The 19,603-nt window shown below is 65.6% G+C and carries 20 protein-coding genes; 9 read left to right on the forward strand and 11 right to left on the reverse strand.

The window, feature by feature from the left end:
• Positions 1-116: 116 nt before the first annotated feature.
• Positions 117-875 carry a hydroxyacylglutathione hydrolase gene (gloB, locus tag BLT60_RS10110; RefSeq protein ID WP_090876287.1) on the forward strand — a complete coding sequence of 253 codons (759 nt, stop codon included), beginning with the start codon at positions 117-119 and terminating at the stop codon, positions 873-875.
• Positions 876-899: 24 nt separating this feature from the next.
• On the opposite strand, the gene yddG is transcribed toward gloB, so the two are convergent.
• Complete coding sequence (gene yddG, locus BLT60_RS10115; protein WP_090876288.1) at positions 900-1,772, reverse strand: aromatic amino acid exporter YddG; 873 nt, start codon at positions 1,770-1,772, stop codon at positions 900-902.
• 165 nt (positions 1,773-1,937) lie between these two features.
• Here yddG and BLT60_RS10120 point away from each other — a divergent pair, with 165 nt between their 5' ends.
• Positions 1,938-3,668, forward strand: coding sequence for an NYN domain-containing protein (locus BLT60_RS10120; protein ID WP_175478371.1), 1,731 nt, complete (start codon positions 1,938-1,940; stop codon positions 3,666-3,668).
• Between the two features lie 27 nt (positions 3,669-3,695).
• Here the strand turns inward: BLT60_RS10120 and BLT60_RS10125 are convergent, their stop codons facing one another.
• The 3 genes from BLT60_RS10125 to BLT60_RS10135 all read right to left on the reverse strand — a co-directional run bounded on the left by BLT60_RS10125 (position 3,696) and on the right by BLT60_RS10135 (position 7,466).
• A complete protein-coding gene (locus tag BLT60_RS10125; protein ID WP_090876290.1) occupies positions 3,696-5,375 on the reverse strand; it encodes a glycosyltransferase family protein in 1,680 nt (559 codons plus the stop codon).
• Between the two features lie 126 nt (positions 5,376-5,501).
• Complete coding sequence (gene phbB, locus BLT60_RS10130; RefSeq protein WP_090876291.1) at positions 5,502-6,227, reverse strand: acetoacetyl-CoA reductase; 726 nt, start codon at positions 6,225-6,227, stop codon at positions 5,502-5,504.
• Positions 6,228-6,287: 60 nt separating this feature from the next.
• Positions 6,288-7,466, reverse strand: a complete 1,179-nt coding sequence (locus tag BLT60_RS10135) for an acetyl-CoA C-acetyltransferase (RefSeq protein ID WP_090876292.1) — start codon at positions 7,464-7,466, stop codon at positions 6,288-6,290.
• Between the two features lie 248 nt (positions 7,467-7,714).
• Between BLT60_RS10135 and phaR the strand changes: the two genes are divergently transcribed.
• Positions 7,715-8,314, forward strand: coding sequence for a polyhydroxyalkanoate synthesis repressor PhaR (phaR, locus tag BLT60_RS10140; protein ID WP_090876293.1), 600 nt, complete (start codon positions 7,715-7,717; stop codon positions 8,312-8,314).
• 13 nt (positions 8,315-8,327) lie between these two features.
• Here phaR and BLT60_RS10145 read toward each other — a convergent pair whose 3' ends face one another.
• The 4 genes from BLT60_RS10145 to BLT60_RS10160 form a co-directional block, all read right to left on the reverse strand.
• A complete protein-coding gene (locus tag BLT60_RS10145; RefSeq protein WP_175478372.1) occupies positions 8,328-10,025 on the reverse strand; it encodes a bifunctional diguanylate cyclase/phosphodiesterase in 1,698 nt (565 codons plus the stop codon).
• 122 nt (positions 10,026-10,147) lie between these two features.
• On the reverse strand, positions 10,148-10,555 hold the full coding sequence (locus tag BLT60_RS10150) for a hypothetical protein (RefSeq protein WP_090876295.1): 408 nt from the start codon (positions 10,553-10,555) through the stop codon (positions 10,148-10,150).
• Between the two features lie 116 nt (positions 10,556-10,671).
• Positions 10,672-10,857, reverse strand: coding sequence for a 50S ribosomal protein L32 (gene rpmF / locus BLT60_RS10155; RefSeq protein WP_090876296.1), 186 nt, complete (start codon positions 10,855-10,857; stop codon positions 10,672-10,674).
• Between the two features lie 46 nt (positions 10,858-10,903).
• Entirely contained in the window at positions 10,904-11,542 is a 639-nt protein-coding gene (locus BLT60_RS10160; protein WP_244521206.1) for a biosynthetic peptidoglycan transglycosylase, read from the reverse strand.
• A 246-nt stretch (positions 11,543-11,788) separates the two neighbouring features.
• On the opposite strand from BLT60_RS10160, the gene BLT60_RS10165 reads away from it, so the two are divergent.
• Entirely contained in the window at positions 11,789-12,676 is an 888-nt protein-coding gene (locus BLT60_RS10165; RefSeq protein ID WP_090876298.1) for a polyprenyl synthetase family protein, read from the forward strand.
• Between the two features lie 55 nt (positions 12,677-12,731).
• Here BLT60_RS10165 and BLT60_RS10170 read toward each other — a convergent pair whose 3' ends face one another.
• On the reverse strand, positions 12,732-13,832 hold the full coding sequence (locus tag BLT60_RS10170; RefSeq protein WP_244521207.1) for a patatin-like phospholipase family protein: 1,101 nt from the start codon (positions 13,830-13,832) through the stop codon (positions 12,732-12,734).
• A 165-nt stretch (positions 13,833-13,997) separates the two neighbouring features.
• Here BLT60_RS10170 and BLT60_RS24020 point away from each other — a divergent pair, with 165 nt between their 5' ends.
• Entirely contained in the window at positions 13,998-15,314 is a 1,317-nt protein-coding gene (locus BLT60_RS24020) for a hypothetical protein (RefSeq protein WP_139167798.1), read from the forward strand.
• Positions 15,315-15,338: 24 nt separating this feature from the next.
• On the opposite strand, the gene BLT60_RS10175 is transcribed toward BLT60_RS24020, so the two are convergent.
• Positions 15,339-16,121, reverse strand: coding sequence for a 3-hydroxybutyrate dehydrogenase (locus BLT60_RS10175; protein ID WP_090876356.1), 783 nt, complete (start codon positions 16,119-16,121; stop codon positions 15,339-15,341).
• A gap of 146 nt (positions 16,122-16,267) precedes the next feature.
• Here BLT60_RS10175 and BLT60_RS10180 point away from each other — a divergent pair, with 146 nt between their 5' ends.
• The 3 genes from BLT60_RS10180 (at position 16,268) to BLT60_RS10190 (ending at position 18,544) form a co-directional block, all read left to right on the forward strand.
• The gene (locus BLT60_RS10180) at positions 16,268-16,753 is read left to right on the forward strand and encodes a Fur family transcriptional regulator (protein WP_090876299.1); all 486 of its coding nucleotides are present in this window, start codon (positions 16,268-16,270) and stop codon (positions 16,751-16,753) included.
• A 220-nt stretch (positions 16,754-16,973) separates the two neighbouring features.
• The gene (gene ispG, locus BLT60_RS10185) at positions 16,974-18,242 is read left to right on the forward strand and encodes a flavodoxin-dependent (E)-4-hydroxy-3-methylbut-2-enyl-diphosphate synthase (RefSeq protein WP_090876300.1); all 1,269 of its coding nucleotides are present in this window, start codon (positions 16,974-16,976) and stop codon (positions 18,240-18,242) included.
• A gap of 29 nt (positions 18,243-18,271) precedes the next feature.
• Positions 18,272-18,544 (forward strand): hypothetical protein, encoded by a 273-nt coding sequence (locus BLT60_RS10190; protein ID WP_090876301.1) that lies wholly within the window; start codon positions 18,272-18,274, stop codon positions 18,542-18,544.
• A gap of 40 nt (positions 18,545-18,584) precedes the next feature.
• On the opposite strand, the gene BLT60_RS24935 is transcribed toward BLT60_RS10190, so the two are convergent.
• Positions 18,585-18,719 (reverse strand): hypothetical protein, encoded by a 135-nt coding sequence (locus tag BLT60_RS24935; RefSeq protein WP_280138919.1) that lies wholly within the window; start codon positions 18,717-18,719, stop codon positions 18,585-18,587.
• Between the two features lie 246 nt (positions 18,720-18,965).
• On the opposite strand from BLT60_RS24935, the gene BLT60_RS10195 reads away from it, so the two are divergent.
• Positions 18,966-19,490, forward strand: coding sequence for a DUF6790 family protein (locus tag BLT60_RS10195; RefSeq protein ID WP_090876302.1), 525 nt, complete (start codon positions 18,966-18,968; stop codon positions 19,488-19,490).
• Positions 19,491-19,603 lie beyond the last annotated feature (113 nt).

Consider the following 19,603-nt stretch of genomic DNA (forward strand, 5'->3'; position numbering starts at 1 on the left):
CGTCCATCCTAGGCCATTCTTCGCCAAGATTTCGTGTCCGGCGCGGCGGGTGGTCCCGGTTGGCGGCAGATGCTAGTCAGGGGCATCAACCGACACCCGACGGAGTCACAGTTACCATGGTCCTGAAGATCGAGCAGTTCCCCTGTCGCTCGGACAATTTCGGCGTTCTCATTCACGACACCGAGGCCAACGTCACCGCCTCGATCGACGCCCCCGAATTCCAGCCGATCGTCGATCGTCTGGCCGATCTCGGCTGGGACCTCGACGAGATTCTCGTCACCCATCACCACGAGGATCATGTCGAGGCCAACCTGACGCTGAAGACCGCCTATGACTGCAAGATCGTCGGCCCGGCTGGCAAGATCCCGGGCGTCGACCGGACGGTCAAGGACGGCGACACCTTCACCTTCGGCACCTTCGAGGTGCAGGTCATTGCCACGCCCGGTCATACGCTCGATCACATCTCCTACTACCTGCCGGCCGCCAAGGTGGCCTTTGTCGCCGACACGCTCTTTGCGCTGGGCTGTGGCCGGGTGTTCGAGGGCACGCCGGAAATGATGTGGGAGTCGCTCGCCAAGCTGGCCGCGCTCCCCGACGACACGACGATCTATTGTGGGCACGAATACACGCAGGCCAACGCCAAGTTCGCGCTGACCATCGAGCCGGAGAACACCGAACTGGTGGCGCGCGCCGCGGAAATCGACCAGCTTCGCGCCGAGGGCAAGCCGACGCTGCCGACGACAATCGCGCGGGAGAAGGCGACCAACCCGTTCCTGCGCGTCGGTTCGCCGGCGATCCGCAAGACCCTGGGCCTTGAGGGCGCGTCGCAGGCCGAGGTCTTCGCCGAGGTCCGCAAGCGCAAGGACAACTTCTGAGGAACGCAGGTTTTCGGGCGCCGGTCAGCGGCGCCTGAAGGCGTCCTTCGAGGCCAGCGCCGCGCCGCCGGCAATCAGCGCGGTCGCCACGGCGATCGACCAGGCCGGCGCGGCGAAGCCGGCGACGATCAGCACGATGGTCGACAGCAGGGGCGCGGCATAGGCGCTGGCGCCAAGCACCTGGATGTCGCCGTGCTTGACGCCGTAGTCCCAGACATAAAAGGCCGCGCCGACCGGCATCAGGCCAAGGCCGCCGACCGCCAGCCATTCGCCGATCCCGGCCGGCCACACAGTTTCTTCCAGGACGAGATGGGCGATGGCGCTCAGGGCGGCGGTCGCCAGGCAGAAGCCTGCGACCGCGCCGGTGCCGACGCTGGCGAATCGCCGCGACAGCACCGAATAGGCCGACCAGGTGAGCGCGGCGCCAAGGGCGGCGGCATAGCCGGCGGCGAATTGCGGATCGATCGAGACGCTTTGGCCGCCGGTCACCACGACGACCGTGCCGGCAAGGCCGAGAAGGGCGCCGACCAGGTGGTACCAGCGCAACCGCTCGCCCGGCAGGAGCGCCGAAAAGACGACGATCAGCAGCGGCCAGAGATAGGAAATCAGGCTCGCCTCGACCGGCGGTGCGCCGCGTAGCGCGGTAAAGTAGAAGAAATGGAAGCCGAACAATCCGCCAATGCCGAGGATCCAGGCGCGGATCGGGATGACGAGGTCGCTTGCGCGACCGGTCGCCGCCACCCAGCCGAGGCCCAGCAGGCCGCTGACGGTGAAGGCCATGGCGGTAAGCTGGAACGGCGGTACGGCACCCGATGCGGCGGTGAACACCGCCAGCAGCGACCACATCAGAACGGCCGAGAAGCCGATCCAGGTGGCGAGTTGTCGACGAGGAGCCATCTTTCCTTCCGGCCGGGCCGAATCGCGCGTTTGCGCTTTTTACCCCTAAACACCGGGGATGAATTAAAACAGGCGAGACATACCGGGGCCAAAAAGCTAAGAATAATAGGGCTGAGGGGCTAGAATCACACCGACCCGAGCGCGGGAACACGCTCGAGGAGAATGATGGCGAATACGATCAAGAGTGCGCTGTTCGTAGACTACGACAGCTTCCATCGCAGCCTTGAAGCAGCTCACGCGGACGTGGCCGAGCTTCTCGCTCAGAAGGCCGCGACGCTGGTATCTGCGATCGAGACCGGAAAACTCGTCACGCCCGAAGTGGAGGAGGGCGCGCGTCGGCGCAGCCTGATACGGCGTTGCTATGCCGATCCGCAGCTTCTCGGCAAGAACCGGTCGGCGTTCATCGCCTCTGGATTCGAGGTCATCGACTGTCCGCCGCTGGAAGGGTCCGACCGCAATTCCGCGGCCATTCACATCATTCTCGATGCGATGGACGCACTCGGCCATCCGGCCGGCTACGAGGAATTCATCCTGCTGTCGGCCGATACCGACCTGACGCCGATGCTGCTCAGGCTGCGGGCGCATAACCGGTTGACGGTGATCTACGCCGACGACGTGACGTCCTCGAGCTACAAGGCGATCGCCGACGCGATGATCGCCGAGCAGGATTTCATTGACCTCCTGGTCAGCGAGGAAGCGCCGCCGGAGCCCGAAGTCGAAGCGGAGGCCCTGGCCGAAGCCGAGGCACCCGCGGCGGCCGGGGACCGCAGCGCCCTCGAGGCGCTGGCCCGCAAGATTCACGCGGCAACCAATGTCCCGATGTTCTCGCCGCGCACCTTCGCCGACCTGTTCCGCTTTCTTGCCCAGGAAGTCGGCGAGAGCGGCTATCATTTCCAGCAGACCGCCGAGAAGGTGACGGAACGGCTCACCGAGGCCGGGCGCAACGCCAATCGCCGCCAGGTGCTGTTCGTGGTCAAGGGCCTTGCCCTGAAGGGCCATGTCTTCTCGACCAGCGATACCCCGGAACGCCTCGCCGAGGTCTTCCGGGAGCAGGTGCTCTATCTCGCCGGCAGCGCCGGCGTCGACGTGACCGCCGAGGAGGCAGCGCTCCTGCCGTCGTGGATCGTCGGGCGCTCGGCCGCGCCGCCGGCCCGTCCGGCCGCGACGCCGCCGGCGACGAAGACCCAGGACAAGCCGCCGGAGCGCAAGTCGATTCTTCGTCGACGGCCGACCCGACCGGTATCGGCGAAGCCGGACGCAGAGAAAGCCGAGAAGGCGGAGAAGACCGAAAAACCCGCCAGGGCCGAGAAGGAAGAGGCGCCGACCAAGCAGGCTGCGCCGGCCGAGCCCGAAACGCCGCCGGCGCCGAAGGCCGAGCCGTCGCCAAGCAGTGGGTCGTCGCATCTGCGCCGGCTTGCGGAACTGCGGGCAAGCAGTGCGTCGCGGGCGCCCGGCCGTCTTGCGGCTCTGAGAGCCAAGAAGGACGAGAAGGCCGAGCCGTCGGACAAGGAGGCGGCGCCGGCCAAGGATGCGCCGACGCAATCGGCCGCCGCGCAGCTCAAGCCGCCGGCGAAGGCCGCCAAGTCCGGCGACGCGCCGGACGGGCTGGAGAATTCGATCCTGGCGGCGATCGCCCAGGCGGTCGACGTGCTGGTCGAGGACGGCGGCCCGCCGGCGAATGCCAAGGACACCGCTAACGAGGGACAGGTCGAGGCTGACGTCGAGATCGATCTCGACCTCGATATCGAGGAAGCGTCGCCGCTGGACACCGATCCGCTGATCGCGGCGGAACCGCCGCCCGAGGCCGAGCCCAGCGAGGGCGGCGACAGCGACGACATCGGCGACGAGATCCAGCGGATCATCGCCTCCTACAGCCGCGCCCGCCAGCAGAGCTGAGCCTTCGGGCCAGCCGTCGGGTCCCGGTTATCGTCCGCGACCGGCAACGCGGTCCTGCAACCAGCGCCCGATCTCGGCCGCGCTGCCCTGCGCAGCGTTCCACGAGTCGGCCGCGGCAAGCGCCCGTTCGCTGAGATCCGCATGGCGGTCGATCGCCTCCCGAACCGCGGCCAGGACGGCGTCGGGCGTGGCGTCATCGAAGGTCGCCGGTTCGTTGCCGTAGCGCCGGGCGAAGTCGGCCATCCAGCCGCGCTGCGGCACGACCAGCACCTTGCCGAGCGACAGGGCCTCGACAAAGACCCCCGAGCCGGACACCTCGTAGCGCTGGCGATAGGGCAGCACGACGATGTCCATGCGGTCGAGCATGGCGAAATAGTCCTCGGTCGAAACCTTGCCGTCGATCAGCTCGACGCCGGGATCGTCGCGCAGCATGGCGATGGCCTCGTCGACCGGCCGATCCGCCAGCCGCGCCAGCCCGCCCGGGTCGAGCTGCACCGTCCAGCCGATGCGATCGCCGAAGGCCTTTCGGGTTTCGTGGACCAGGGCGGGAATCAGGTCGGCGCCGCGCTCCTCCCGCGTTGCGCCAAGGTAGCCGAGCCGCAGGGGTCCGCCCGGCGCGGCGGCGCGAGGCGTCGCATGTTCCAGCGCAAGCCCCGCGGCGACATAGGGAAAGAGGCGGATATCAAAGGTATCGCCGCCGAGTTCGCGCAAGGTGTCGATCTGGCTCTGGGTCTCGCAGTAGATCAGGAGTTCGGCATTGCCCAATTGCTTCAACGCGGCGAAGGTCTCGGCATAGATGGCGCGGACGATCCCGGCGCGAGACGGGTGGGCGCCGAGATTGGAATCGACGATCCCGACGATCAGCGACGAGCCGTCGTCGGCATGGTGGCGCAGCATCCAGTTGGCCATGCCGAGGATCGTCGTGTTGCGCATGGTGTGAAAGACGAAGAGCCGGTCGTCGGCGGGAATCTGCCGGTCGAGTTCCACCTCGAAATAGCGATTGACGTTGCGGTGCCATTGCAGGTCGTCGAAGGGGATTTCGCCGGTATACATCCGCGTCGTCAGCGCCGGACGGAAGTCGAAGCCAAGTGCCTCCGGCGGCGCGCCTGCGTCGGTGGCGCCGTAGAAGACGCCCGGCAGTCCGAGTGCGGCGAAGCGGTGCAGGTAGAAGAGGTTGTTGTTGAAGTTGTGCCCCTGGCCGGTGTCGGGGGCGAAGCCCGGGTCGACGACGACCGCGCGCGGCGAGGGCGTGTCGCCGGCGGCCGGGGCGGCCGGGGCTGGGGCGTCCATGTGGCCCAGCGCGATGTCGATCTCGCCGAGCCAGACCAGGGCATGCCAGATCGACATCCTCGGCTTTTTCGGCCGCTGCTCGTCGGGGTCGGCAAGCAGCGCCGCGAGGCGCTCGGCGAACATCGGCAGGGCGTCGCGGTCGCCGAGTTCGACCGCCTGGTGGAAGCCGCGCCGGATCGGCCTGGCGCCGACGGACCCGTCGGCGAGCGCCTCGAGCAGCAGGCGATAGCTGCGCTCGGTCTCGCCGGCGTGGCTCAGGGCGTCGACCAGTTGCATGCGGGTCCCCTGGCGGGGGGCAAGCGCATAGGCCTTTTCGCGCTCGGCGACGGCGCCTACCCAGTCGCCGGCCTTCTCAAGGGCGTCGGCGTTTTCCCGGTGCTGGCGAAGCTCGGCCTTCTTCGGATTGTCGGATGCCACAAGCTATCCCGTGAACGTGTGAGGGGGCGAGCCCGCACAAGAACGGCCTGAAACGGGTTTGGCAATGGCGATTGCAGGCATTTCCGTGGGAAGTGCCCGAGAATTTGCCGGTGCGCCCAGGCGATCTCAGCCGTTGGCGATGTACTGGCCACCGTTGATGGTCAGCACCGAGCCGGTCATGAAGGCTGCCGCGTCGGAGGCGAGATAGGCGACAAGCGCGGCGATCTCGTCTGCCTCGCCGAGCCGGCCGACCGGGATCTGGCCAACGATGCTGTCGAGGACCTTTTCCGGCATCGCCGCGACCATCTCGGTCGCGACATAGCCCGGACAGATGCAATTCACCGTGACGCCCTTGCGGGCATTCTCCTGGGCCAGCGCCTTGGTGAAGCCGATGACGCCGGCCTTCGCCGCGGAGTAGTTGACCTGGCCCATCTGGCCCTTCTGGCCGTTGATCGAGGAGATGTTGACGATGCGGCCGGCGCCGCGGTCGCGCATGCCGCCGATCACCGGTCGGGTCATGGCGAACATCGAATCGAGATTGGTGCGCAGCACCGCCGACCACTGGTCGAAGGTCATCTTGTGGAACATGCCGTCGCGGGTGATGCCGGCATTGTTGACCAGGATTCCGGTCGGGCCGAGATCGGCCTCGACCCTGGCGATCCCCTCGGCCGATGCCTCGGGATCGGCGACGTCCCATTTGTAGATGGCGACGCCGGTCTCCGCCTTGAAGGCCTCCGCCGCCTCGTCGTTGCCATGATAGGTCGCGGCGACGGTGGAGCCGCCCGCGGCCAGCATCCTCGAAATCGCAGCGCCTATGCCCCGCGTTCCTCCCGTAACGATGGCAACGGCCATGGTCGTCCTCCCCGTCGTTGTTGTGGTCTTCTTGTCATTGCAGTCAGTCTTCGTTGTCGCCTATCGCTCGATGCACATGGCGATGCCCATGCCGCCGCCGATGCACAGTGTCGCCAGGCCGCGCTTGGCATCGCGCTTCTGCATCTCGTGGAGCAGCGTCACCAGGACGCGACCGCCCGAGGCGCCGATCGGATGGCCGAGAGCGATCGCCCCGCCGTTGACGTTGACGATGTCGGGGTCCCAGCCGAGGTCCTTGTTGACCGCGCATGCCTGGGCGGCGAAGGCCTCATTGGCCTCGATCAGGTCGAGATCCTCGACCTTCCAGCCGGCCTTCTCCAGGGCGCGGCGCGACGAGGGGATCGGTCCGGTGCCCATCACCGCCGGATCGACGCCTGCGGTCGCCCAGGAGACGATCCGCGCCAGCGGCTCGATGCCGCGCGATGCCGCCTTGTCGGCGCTCATCACGACGATCGCCGCCGCGCCGTCATTGAGGCCGGAGGCGTTGCCGGCGGTCACAGTGCCGTCCTTGACGAAGGCCGGGCGCAGCTTGGAGACCGACTCGATGGTCGTGCCGGGCCTGAAGTGCTCGTCCTTGTCGACGACGATGTCGCCCTTGCGGGTCGAGATGGTGAAGGGGACGATCTCGTCCTTGAACCGGCCGGCGCCGTGGGCGGCCTCGGCCTTGTTCTGAGACTTCACTGCGAACTGGTCCTGGTCCTCGCGGGTGATCTGGAACTCGCGGGCGACATTCTCCGCCGTGTTGCCCATGTGGTAGCCGTTGAAGGCGTCCCACAGGCCGTCCCGGATCATCGTGTCGATCATCGAGAAGTCGCCCATCTTCACGCCCGAACGCAGATGGGCGCAATGCGGCGCCATCGACATCGATTCCTGGCCGCCGGCAACGATGATGTCGGCATCGCCGGTGGCGATCTGCTGCATGCCGACGGCGACGCTGCGCAGGCCCGAGCCGCAGAGCTGGTTGAGGCCCCAGGCGGTCTTCTCGGCCGGGATGCCGGCCGCGATCGCCGCCTGGCGGGCGGGGTTCTGGCCCTGGCCGGCGGTCAGGATCTGGCCGAGAATGACCTCGTCGACCTCGTCGGGCGCGACGCCGGCGCGCTCCAGCGCGGCCTTGATCGCCGTGGCGCCGAGTTCATGGGCCGGGGTGTTGGCGAAGGAGCCGTTGAAGGCGCCGACCGCGGTCCGGGCCGCGCCGGCGATGACGATGTCACTGGTGCTCATTGCGAGAATTCTCCTGTCTGGCCGCGCTCGGCCGGAAGCGATTTCAGAATCGACTACAGCCCGCGCCCCAAGCCGCTGTCAATGCGACGGACGCCCGCTGCTTCTAATATGGCATCGCACAAATAATTGGCGAGCCTGCAAAAAAGCTTCTATCGTCAATCCCGTGGGAGAGCCGGTCGCGTATTTGTCGCGTCCGGATTGGGTCGATCCCTTGCGGGATTTCAGTCTACGTGTGAGTGGCGTCGGACATGACAGCGGAAAAAGAGCCAACTACGATCAAGAAGTACGCCAACCGGCGGCTCTACAACACGGGGACCTCGACTTACGTAACGCTTGAGGACCTGGCCGAGATGGTGAAGGCGGGAGAAGACTTCGTCGTCTTCGACGCCAAGACCGGCGAGGAAATCACCCGGTCGGTGCTGACCCAGATCATCTTCGAGCAGGAGAACAAGGGCCAGAACCTCCTGCCGATCGCCTTTCTCCGGCAACTGATCCGGTTCTACGGCGACTCGATGCAGAACCTGGTTCCGACCTATCTCAATTTCTCGATCGATTCCTTCGCGCGGGATCAGGAGAAGATGCGCAGCCAGATGACCAATGCCTTCGGTCCCGGCGCGCTCGACGTCGTCGGCGACCAGGTGCGCCGCAATACCGAGATGTTCGAGCAGGCGATGCGCATGTTCCTGCCGTTCGGCGGTGGCGCCACCGGTGGTCGCGAGGACACGCCGACCGCCGCGACGTCCGACAAGGCCGGCGAAGCGGAAGGCGGCGCCGATATCGAGGCGCTTCGCCGCCAGCTCGACGCCGTGCAGGAACGCCTGGAAAAAATGTCGGAAAAGAAGAAGTAGCGGACGGACGCCGCTACGGCTGGGGACTGCCCGGCTGATCGCCGACGTCGCCGACCAGCGTGCCCTGGATGCAATCGATCCCCCAATCGGCAAGCAGGGCGACGGTTTCCTCGTCCTGAACCCATTCGGCCACGACCGGCACCTTGAAGCTGCGCGCCAGTTCGGCAAGCGCCCTGACGAAGGTCCGGTCGTCGCTGTTCGCCGGCAGGTTCTCGATGAACGAGCCGTCGATCTTGAAGAAATCGACCGCCAGCAGCCTGAGATTGCGGAAGGACGAGAAGCCGGCCCCGAAGTCGTCGATGGCGACCCGGCAGCCATGGCCGTGCAACATCCCGACGAAGGTGGCGGCTTCCTCGACATTGTTGATGGCGATCGACTCGGTGAGTTCGACGATCAGCCGGGGAGCAAGGTCGGATCGGGCGGCGAGGCGGTGCGAGAGGCGCGCGGTCCACTCGCTGTCGCCGATCGTTTCAGCCGAGACGTTGATCGACAGGTGGATGTCCGGCCTTTCGCACAGCGTGTCGAGGGCGAGTTCGAGAACCCGGTCGTCGATCATCCTGACCAGGCCAATGCGCTCGGCCAGGGCGATGAAGCGGGCCGGCTCGACCACGGTGCCGTCCGGATGCTCGACCCGGGCGAGTGCCTCGTAGAACAGGGGCTTGCGGGTGCCGATGGCGACCACCGGCTGGAAGACCAGCTTCACCTTCCGCTCGGCCAGGGCCGCGGCAAGGGCGCGCGATTGCGACGCGACGAGCTTGCGGTCGGCCTGGCTTCCGGCCGACGGCTTGTAGGCCGCGAAGCGTTCGCTGCCCAGGCGGCGCGATGCGTGCAGCGCGGAAAGCGCGTTGGCGACCGCTTCGCTGGCGGTCCGGCCGTAGCGCGGCAGGCCGACGCCGCCGATCGACACGGTGACGGCCAGCGACTCGTCGCCGATGTCGATCACGTCGTCGCGCACGGCGGCGCGAACACGTTCCGCCGCGGCCCGCATGTCGTCCTCCTCGCAATGCACCAGCATGATGCCGAGCTTGCGGCTCGAAAAACGGCCGATCGCGTCGCCGTCGCGCAAACACGCCTTGATGCGGCGGGCGACTGTCGCGAAGGTCTTCTCGGCGACATCGAAGCCATAGGCTTCGTTGATCGCCCGCAGGTTGCTGATGGAAACGATGAAGAAGGCGAGGGGCTTCGGCGACGAGCCGGTTTCGGCGAGGGTCTGGTCGAGCGTCGCCAGCAGGTGGCCGCGGTTGAAGCAGTCCGTCAGTTCGTCGTGGCGGGCGAGATAGGCGAGGCGCTGCTCCTGCTCATAACGCTCGTTGATGACGCGCATGATACCATGGGCACGGTGCGGCTTGCCGTCCTTGCCGGCGTACCAGCGGCCGATCTCCTCGATCCACAACTGGCGCTCGCTCGTCCGGCCCTCCGGGAGAAGCGAATACTGGACCTGGAAGGCGACACCGCCGCCGGCGTCGCTCGATCCGTCGTGAATGGCGTCGTAGCGGGTAGCAAGACTGCCCGGATCGACAAGGGCGGCGAAAGCGCGGCCCGTCGTGATCCGGTCGAGGGTGCCGATGCCGAGCGCGTCCAGGGCGTTGGGGCCCCAGCGCATGGTGTCGTCGTCGAGCGACCAGTCGTAGACGACATGACCGACGGCCGCGAGGATCTCGTCGCAGGGAAGCGACATATCCCGTGCCGCCGTCATCGTTGGTTCGACCACGACGTCCTCCAGCCCGGCACGATCCGACAGCGCCCTGTACATGCGTGCGGCACTATGGCGACCATGGGTTAAGGAAGCGCCAAGAAACCCGTCATAAGGGAAACAAAGCGAGGGACGGCTGACTACGGCCCGCCGTCGAAGCCCTGGCCGAAGGTGACGTCGCGGGAGGCGGTGCGGATCGTGATGGAGAAGCCGGCGACGACGTCGAACAGCGCGATCAGGGTCAGGACGAAGAAAACCGAGTTGGCGCAGTAACCGACCACAATCAATTCAATGACATAGACGATCAATACAACCGTCGAAAGTATGTGATTGGTGACCGTCGCCGTCGAGGTCCGTCCAGACTTCAGCACCTCGAGGAACAGGATGACGATCCCGAGGGTGATCATCAGGTCGCCGAGGGTCAGCGCCCAGCGGGCGCCGGACACCATGACGATGCCGAAGAGTTCGTCGGACCAGTCGACGCCGGCATAGCCCAGGATGTTGAACAGGATCAGGGGAACGATGGTCAGGGGTATGGCGGTGATCATGGTTCCACCTTCGGTGCTTCGCGAATCCGGCGCGGCGCGATGCTAGCGCCGCCGCATCCGACAAAAAAGGCCGGCGTGACGCCGGCCTCTTCATTCCTGTCGGCCAGGGACCGTAATCAGCTGTCGCTCTTCGGTTCCAGCACCTGCCGGCCGCCATACATGCCCGACTTCAGGTCGATGTGATGCGGACGGCGAAGCTCGCCGGAATCCTTGTCTTCGACGTAGCTCGGCTTCTTCAAAGCATCGGTCGAACGACGGAATCCGCGCTTCATGCGCGAGGTTTTTCTCTTGGGGACTGCCATCTCTTGTCCTCGAAATGATCAAAGGTTGCGGCGCTTATACGCAGACTCAGGGGTAGAGGCAAACGATATAGGGCCCGGCGAGTCTTGCGCGGGCCTCGATGGTGCGCGCCAGCGACGTCATCAGCTTCGACGGACGGGCGGGATTGCGGGCCAGGGGATTGGGCAGGGCGCTGGCGAGAAGAGCCGACTGGCGGGCGGTGAGATCGGCTGCGGGTCGGCCGAAATAGTGCTGCGCCGCCGCTTCGATGCCGAAGATCCGCGGGCCCCATTGGGCGATGTTGAGGTAAAGCTCCATCTCCCGCCGCTTGCCCCAAACCGTGTCTGCGTAAAGGGCCAGGGGGATTTCGATGGCCTTGCGGACGTAGCTCCGCGACAGCCAGAGGAAGAGGTTTCGCACCGTCTGCATGGCGATGGTCGACGCGCCGCGGGAGGGGCCGCCGGGGGATTCGACGACCTCGGAGATCGCCCCCCAGTCGACGCCGTTATCCTCGCAGAAACGAGCGTCCTCCGACATCATGACCGAGACCACCAACGCCTTGGAAATATTGTCGAATTCGACCCATCGCCGGTCGAGCGGACCCTCGACCAGCCGGGTGTAGAGCATGTAGGTGCCGATCGGGTTGACGAAGCGGTAGACCGGTACGAGGAGGAGCGGCAGCGCCACCAGAATCACCAGTGCGATCAACAGGATACGCCAAAGGCGACGCCAGCGCGGGCCGGCTTCGGGTTGGGGATTCGCCTTGCCTGTCGGCGCCTTCTCCGCCGGCCTGGCGGGAGGCTTTGCCCTGGCCGGTTTGGCGCGGGATTTCGGGGTTTTCGCCGGACTCATGGCCAAGCGATAGCCGCCGTCGCCGGCTTGCGCAACGCTTGACCGCGCGCCGCTTTGGTCGCATTCGGGACAGCTTGCGACGGTGCCGGGCGGGGAGCGGACATGTTCGAGACACGGCTGAGACAGGCGGCGGACGCCACCGAGGCGGCGCTGGACCGGCTGCTGTCTCCTGAATCGCGCCCCGGCGAGGTGATCCGGCCGGCCCGGCTCACGGAGGCGATGCGCTATGCGGCGCTCGGCCCCGGCAAGCGGGTGCGGCCGTTCCTGGCGATCGAGACGGCGCGGCTGTTCGGGGTAACAGATGCGGCGGTTGTCACCGCGGCGGCGGCGATCGAATGCGTTCACGCCTACAGCCTGGTGCATGACGACCTGCCGGCGATGGACGACGACGCGACGCGGCGCGGCCGGGCGACCGTCCATATCCGCTATGACGAGGCGACGGCGATCCTGGCCGGCGACGGGCTGCTGACGCTGGCCTTTGACGCGCTGGCCTCGCTCGACGTCCCTCCCGCCGTCCGGATCGACCTGATCACCGGGCTGGCGCGGGCATCCGGCGTCGGCGGCATGGTCGGCGGCCAGGCGCTCGACCTCGACGCCGGCGAGGCGGTCGAACTCGACGCGGTGACGACCATGCAGGCGATGAAGACCGGGGCGCTGATCCGCCATGCGGTCGCCGCCGGCGCGAGGCTCGGCGCCGCACCCGCCGACGATGCGGCGCGGCTCGACACCTATGGCCAGGCGCTCGGGCTTGCCTTCCAGATCGCCGACGACCTGATCGACGCGACCGGCGATGCGGCGATTGCCGGCAAGGCGACAGCCAAGGATGCGGGGCGCGGCAAGCGGACGCTGGTCGCGCTCCTCGGCGTCGCCGCGGCGCGGGCGCGGCTGGCGGCGACGGTGGACGAGGGAATCGCGGCGCTGACGCCATTCGGCCCGGCGGCGGACACGCTGCGCGATGCGGCGCGGTTCATCGCCGAGCGCGAGGCCTGAGACGTCGGCTTCTCGCGAGCCGCAACGCCTCATCCGGCTCGGTGCGGCCTGTGCCTCACATGAATTCGGCGCGCAGGTCGAGCGACGAGCGGACGCCGATATCGTCGAAATGGGCGTCGAGCCATGCGCGCGCCGCCTCGCGACCGGCCTCGTGCAGTTCCTTGAAGAAGCGCCACGAGGTGTCGAGCTTGGATGAGGCGGAATGGCGCGACAATGCCTCGGTGGCGTCGATCCGGTGGACGCGGTTGCGCCGGTAGCGGGCCGGATCGATGCGGTTCTCGTCGAGCAGGCGATTGACGAAGTCGATGGCGCGGAATTCCCTGAGCAGCGACGAGTTGAAGGTGATCTCGCTGACCCGCTCCATGATCTCCTTGGCGGTCTTCGGCACCGCCTCGCTGCGCACCGGATTGACCTGGACCAGCAGGATGTCCGAGCACTCGGTCTCGGTGAAGAAGGGAAACAGCGCCGGGTTGCCCATGTAGCCGCCATCCCAATAGTGCTCGCCGCCGATCTCCACCGCCTGGAAGAGATAGGGCAGGCAGGCCGAGGCCATCACCGCGTCGGCGGTGACCTCGTCGTCGGTGAAGACCTTGATCTTGCCATCGCGGACATTGGTCGCCGAGATGAACAGTTTCAGCGCGGTGTTGGCGCGCACCAGGTCGAAATCGACCAGCCGGTCGAGCAGGTCGCGCAGCGGGTTGATGTTGAGCGGATTGATCCGGTAGGGCGAGACCATCTGCGACAAGCGATGGGTGTAGTCGAAGCTCGGAAAGGTCGGGAAGGAGGGGAAGGCCGGCAGGTTCCAGAAGCCGAGGATGTTCTGGAAGATCTCGCCGGCCGTTCCGCCGGCCATGCCCTCGCGGCTGATCCGCCGCCAGAAGGCGGCGAGCCGCCGCTGGGCCCCGACCGCGCCATCGCGCATCAGCCCGTCGGCCAGCACCACGGCATTCATCGCCCCGGCGCTGGTGCCGGAGATCGCCTCGAAGTCGAGCCGGTCGTCGCCGAGCAGTTCGTCGAGCACCCCCCAGGTGAAGGCGCCATGCGCGCCGCCGCCCTGCAGCGCCAGGTTGATGGTCTTGACCTCCGGCCGCGGCGTCTTCGTCGCCGCATCGTCCTTACGAGCCACCTGCTGACCTTCTTCAATCGTCTTCGACACTCTTCGCTCCAAATTCTTGCCAACTTGAGAAGTTCAAGAACGAAAGGACACCAAATTTACTTGACACCGCTGGTGACTGATCATTGCATAGTAAGAGGTGCGAAACTGTTGGAAGTTGGAATAGGACACTCCAACCCACAGCGACTTTTCCACGAGGTCTCATACATGACTTTGATAGACGCTATTGGCGACAGGATTGACCTCTCCCAAGTCGGCGATCGTTCCTCCTTACGAGATCAATTGGCTCGGCTGACAAACGCTGAAGCTTCCGATCTACTGAGTCAAATAAAGCGTTTGCTACCCAAGCCTTCCAACGCGCCGAGTGCATTTCGCTTTGTAGCTAACTCGACGTTGTCGGGGTTCCCGTATCCATGCGGACAGTTCGAATGCCGAACCCAGCGACTGGCGGAGATTTCGGCATTTGCTGCGCTGTATGCAGACGAAATCGTCCTTTTTAATCCTATGTCTTGGTTCAGTACACATCAGCTTAAACCTAAGACTGCCAACCTCGACTCAAAGGCACTCGAAGAATTTTCGTTCCGACTGTCGCAGATAATAGCGTTACATCCCTTGATCGAGCGAAAAATTGTTACATTTGTTGATATGACAACGCATAATTATTGTCAAAATTGCTTTCAAAAGGGGCTTAATATTGCCAATTCATTAACTCATGACGAAAGTACGGAGGAGGATAATGATCCTTACTTTCAAATAGCCAATTATTATATAGATCTGGTCGATGTTTCATTCGAAGGAATACGTGACAATGTCGCCTATTTTCGAATCGAGGGCGATAAGGATTTCATCGGGCACGAAACCGCATTTTATTCTTGTAGCGCGGACTTGGCGCGTGGACTAAAGAAAGGCAAAAAATTAAATATTGATCAAGTATTAAGGGTGGGGGTTAGCCGGTCTTTTGCTCATTATCACTCCAATGACATCTCCAAAGCGCACTCGATATCCAATCTATATGGCATCGATAAGATGATATCTTCCGCGTTTCAATTTAATATCTTAAAGGACTATTTCGGCGAAGAAAAATTTGGACAAATTATCAACGTGGATTATCCCTTCATATCTGGATTAGAGCTGAATAAAGTTGTTAAATTTAGGGATAATGAATGGCATCACCTGCATGATTTTCGGAAATTGATCGAGAATGGGTTGCGCTCTGGAGTGGATGTTGCAGAAGAACTTCAGAGTGAATCAATATCAATCGAGAAAATGATCTCAAAGCGATCAAGGGTCTTCCGAAGGGACGTTGCTAAAGATTTTTCGATTAGCGTCGCGGGAATTGGCGCAAGTGTGCTGGCAAGCGGGGTATCTAATACTGTTGCGATAGTTTTGGGGGCGCTAACGTCTGGCCATCTCGCTAAGATGGCGATACCAAAAATCATAGATAGAATAGCCGAGCCAGACGACATCCGTGACTCAAAAGTATACTACGCGTGGAAAGTTACTAACAAGATATTGCGAAAGTGATTGGGTGAACTGCGGGCCGCCTCCTCAAGCCGCGGTCCAGCCGCCGTCCATCGGCAGGATGGCGCCGGTGATGTTCCTGGCCGCGTCGGTGGTCAGGAAGACGGCCAGCGCGGCGATCTCCTCGACGGTGACGAATTCCTTGGTCGGCTGCGCCGCCAGCATGACGTCGCGCTTGACCTCTTCCTCGGTGATGCCGCGCGCCCTGGCGGTGTCCGGGATCTGGGCTTCGACAAGCGGCGTCAGGACGTAGCCGGGACAGATGGCGTTGGCGGTGATGCCGTGCTGCGCCGTTTCCAGCGCCACCGTCTTGGTCAGGCCGGCGATGCCATGCTTGGCCGCGACATAGGCGCTCTTGAAGGGCGAGGCGACCAGGGCATGGGCGCTCGCCGTCTGGATGATGCGTCCCCAGCCCTTCTTCTTCATGGCCGGCAGCGCCGCATGGATGGTGTGGAAGGCGGAGGTGAGGTTGATGGCGATGATCGCGTCCCACTTCTCCGCCGGAAACTCATCGATCGGCGAAACGAACTGGATGCCGGCATTGTTGACCAGCACATCGATGGCGCCGAATTCCTTCTCGGCATCGGCGATCATCGCGGCGATCTCGTCCGGCTTCGTCATGTCGGCCGGGGAATAGCGGACCTCGACGCCCATGGCGTTCGCCATCTCGTTGCGGTTGACCTCGATCTCATGCGCGTCGCCGAAGCCGTTGAGGACGACGTTGGCGCCCTCCGCGGCCATCGCCCGGGCGATGCCGAGTCCGATGCCGCTGGTCGATCCGGTGACCAGTGCGGTCTTGCCCTTCAGCATGATTGTCTCCTCGCGAAATGCGGTTCCGATCCCTATATATTGCATTGCAGCATAATCGCCATCCCCGCGTGACGCGGGCCGATGTGCTACATATATAGCGGCAAACGCCCGCCCGATGGACGGGCCGGAGGATCAAGGACGCGGCCATGGCAACCGTCAGCCCGATACTGGAGCATCGCAAGCACGACCACGGCCGCTGCACCGCGGACGCGATCAGCCATGCGCGCGAGATCTGCGATGCCGAAGGCCTGCGCTTCACCGACCGCCGCCGCGAGGTGCTGGCGGCGCTGCTCGAGAGCCACGTGCCCGCCTCCGCCTATGAAGTGATCGACCGGCTGGGCGAGACCGGCCATCGGCCGGCGCCGGTCTCGGTCTATCGCGCCCTCGATTTCCTCGTCGAGCACCGCTTCGCCCACCGCATCGAATCGCGCAACGCCTATGTCGCCTGCGACCGCGGCGCCGACTGCGACGACGAGGCGACGCTGTTCCTGCTTTGCGAGAAATGCGGCGCTGCCGGCGAAGCCTCCTCGGCCGCCCTTCACGCGCTGATCGCCGACGTCACCGGTGCGGTCGACTTCGCGCCGAAGGCCCCGGTCGTCGAGATCCGCGGCCTCTGCGCCGGCTGCCGCTAGATCACGCGCCGGAGAAGCCACGGCATCCCGCGGCCGATCGGGCCTTCGCCGGGCCGGCGGTCGCGCCTTGCGCCCGACTTGCGCTTTGCGGCCAAATCCCCCATGTCGAGACGGTCTGCCGCCCCGTTTTCCCGGAATCGTGCTAGTCTTTGCGCGGATTCGCGACTTTGGCGGCGAGTGCATTCTTGCGTCGCACCCCCGATAGATCGAGTGCCTTTGTATGGCTGACTACCTGACCGAACCGTTTCCCCGCCGTCGCGCCGTTGGCGTCGATGTCGGCGGGGTCGTGGTCGGCGGCGACACGCCGGTGGTCGTCCAGTCGATGACCAATACCGATACCGCCGATATCGACGGCACCGTCCGCCAGGTGGCGGCGCTGGCCCGGGCCGGCTCGGAGCTGGTTCGCATCACCGTCGATCGCGACGAGGCCGCCGCCGCGGTGCCGCATATCCGCGACCGGCTGGCGGCGCAGGGCGTCACCGTGCCGCTGATCGGCGATTTCCACTATATCGGCCACACGCTGCTGACCGAGCATCCGGCCTGCGCCGAGGCGCTCGACAAGTACCGGATCAACCCCGGCAATGTCGGCTTCGGCGAGAAGAAGGACCGGCAGTTCGCGACCCTGATCGAGATCGCCGCCCGCCATGGCAAGCCGGTTCGCATCGGCGTCAACTGGGGCTCGCTCGACCAGGCGCTGCTGACCCGGCTGATGGACGACAACGCCGCCAGCGCCAACCCAAGCTCGGCCCGCGACGTGATGCGCGAGGCGATCGTCCAGTCGGCGCTGCTGTCGGCCGCCCGCGCCGAGGAACTCGGCCTCGGGCGCGACCGGATCATCCTGTCGGCCAAGGTCAGCCAGGTGCAGGACCTGATCGCCGTCTATGCCGAGCTTGCCCGGCGCACCGACCACGCCCTCCATCTCGGGCTGACCGAGGCGGGCATGGGCTCGAAGGGCATCGTCGCCTCCTCGGCGGCGCTGTCGATCCTCCTGCAGCAGGGGATCGGCGACACCATCCGCATCTCGCTGACGCCGGAGCCCGGCGGCGACCGCACCCGCGAGGTGGTGGTGGCGCAGGAACTGCTGCAGACCATGGGCTTCCGCGCCTTCGTGCCGGTGGTCGCCGCCTGTCCCGGCTGCGGGCGGACGACCTCGACGGTCTTCCAGGAACTCGCCCGGCGGATCGAGGACGACCTCAGGACCAGCATGCCGGTGTGGCGGGAGAAATATCCCGGCGTCGAGGCGCTGCAGGTCGCGGTGATGGGCTGCATCGTCAACGGGCCGGGGGAATCGAAACACGCCGATATCGGCATCTCGCTGCCGGGCACCGGCGAGCAGCCGGCGGCGCCGGTCTTCGTCGACGGCAAGAAGGCGGCGACGCTGCGGGGCGCCAATATCGCCGACGACTTCCAGAAAATGGTTGCCGACTATATCGAGCGCCGCTTCGGACAGCCGTCCGCAGCCGCGGCAACGGCCGACGCGGCCGAATAGCGCCGGAACCGGCCAGGGAGACGAAAGACGTGAGCAACAAGGCGAAGACCGACGCGGAGGTCCGCTACGCCAAGGCGCAGAAGCGCGCCCAGGACGCGACCGAGGCCCAGAACGAGGCGGCGGCGGAGGCGAAGCGGGTCGACGAGAAGACCGAGCGGCTGCGGGCGCTGCGTCTTGCCAAGGAGGAAGCCGACCGCGTCGCCAAGGCGGCCGAGCCGCCGAAGAAGAAGGCCAAGCCGCGGGCCAAGAAGAAGGCCGCGGCAATCCCGGTCGAGGACCTCAACGCCAGCAACGACGACTGAGGCGCGGGGCGGCTACGCGCCGTTTCCCCCCGCATCCCGGTCAGGCGCCTTGCAGCTGGCCCTGCATCATCGCGGCGGCCACCACCGAGGCGATGCCGATCGGCCGGTAGCGGTCGACCAGGCTGGGCTTCGGCGTCGGGCGGATCTTGCGCGGCTGTGAAACGGTGGCGGTCATCTTTCCCTCCTGCGGTGACTGTCCGGCGATGATCGCGCCGCCGGCCTGAACCGGCCCGGAACCGGGCGTTTAGGTGCGGTTCACCAAGAGGCGGGGAGGGCTGACAGCCCGACCGGGAAGCGGGCCAAGAGGCGGGGAGGGCCTTTGGCCCGACCGGGAAACAAGACAGGCCCGTGCATCGCCTAAACCTCCCGTTAGGGCGGCGCTGCCATGCTTGGCGCTTCCCGCCACAGGAGACGCCCGGCCATGGACAGCGCCATCGGATTCGTCCTCGGCAATTTCACCCTGACCTTCTTCGTCATCGGGCTGGTCTTCTCGGCCGTGTCGCTGGCCCGCAGGCCGGCGCCGCGCACCGCGCCGGTGGTGGTCGAGGCGCTGTTCAAGTGGTTCCTGTTCTTCTCGATCGGCGCCAGCTACCTCTACAACGCGGTGATGCACACGGTGTTCGCCGAGATGGCGGCCAGCTTCATCGGCTGGGCCAACTCGCCGTTCCAGTACGAGGTCGGCTTCGCCAGCCTCGGCTTCGCGGCGGTCGGCTTCCTCGCCACGTGGCGGAGCTTCGACATGCGGCTCGCGGCGATCCTCGGTCCGGCGCTCTTTCTCTGGGGGGCGGCCTGCGGCCACATCTACCAGATGATCACCGCCCACAACTTCGCCCCCGGCAATGCCGGCATCATCTTCTGGACCGACATCCTGCTGCCGATCGTCGGCTTCGTGTTCCTGTGGCTCCAGCGCCGCTACCAGCGCGACGGGCTGTCGCCGGCGCCGTAGGGGGCGGGCGAGGAGGGCGGAGCCCGGACGACCGAGGCCGGGCGCCCTCCACCACGCTTGGCGCGCCCCCTCCACCACCCTTCGGGCGGTCCCCCTCCCCCGTGAACGGGGGA

The organism is Bauldia litoralis (assembly GCF_900104485.1).
Classification (GTDB): Bacteria; Pseudomonadota; Alphaproteobacteria; order Rhizobiales; family Kaistiaceae; genus Bauldia; species Bauldia litoralis.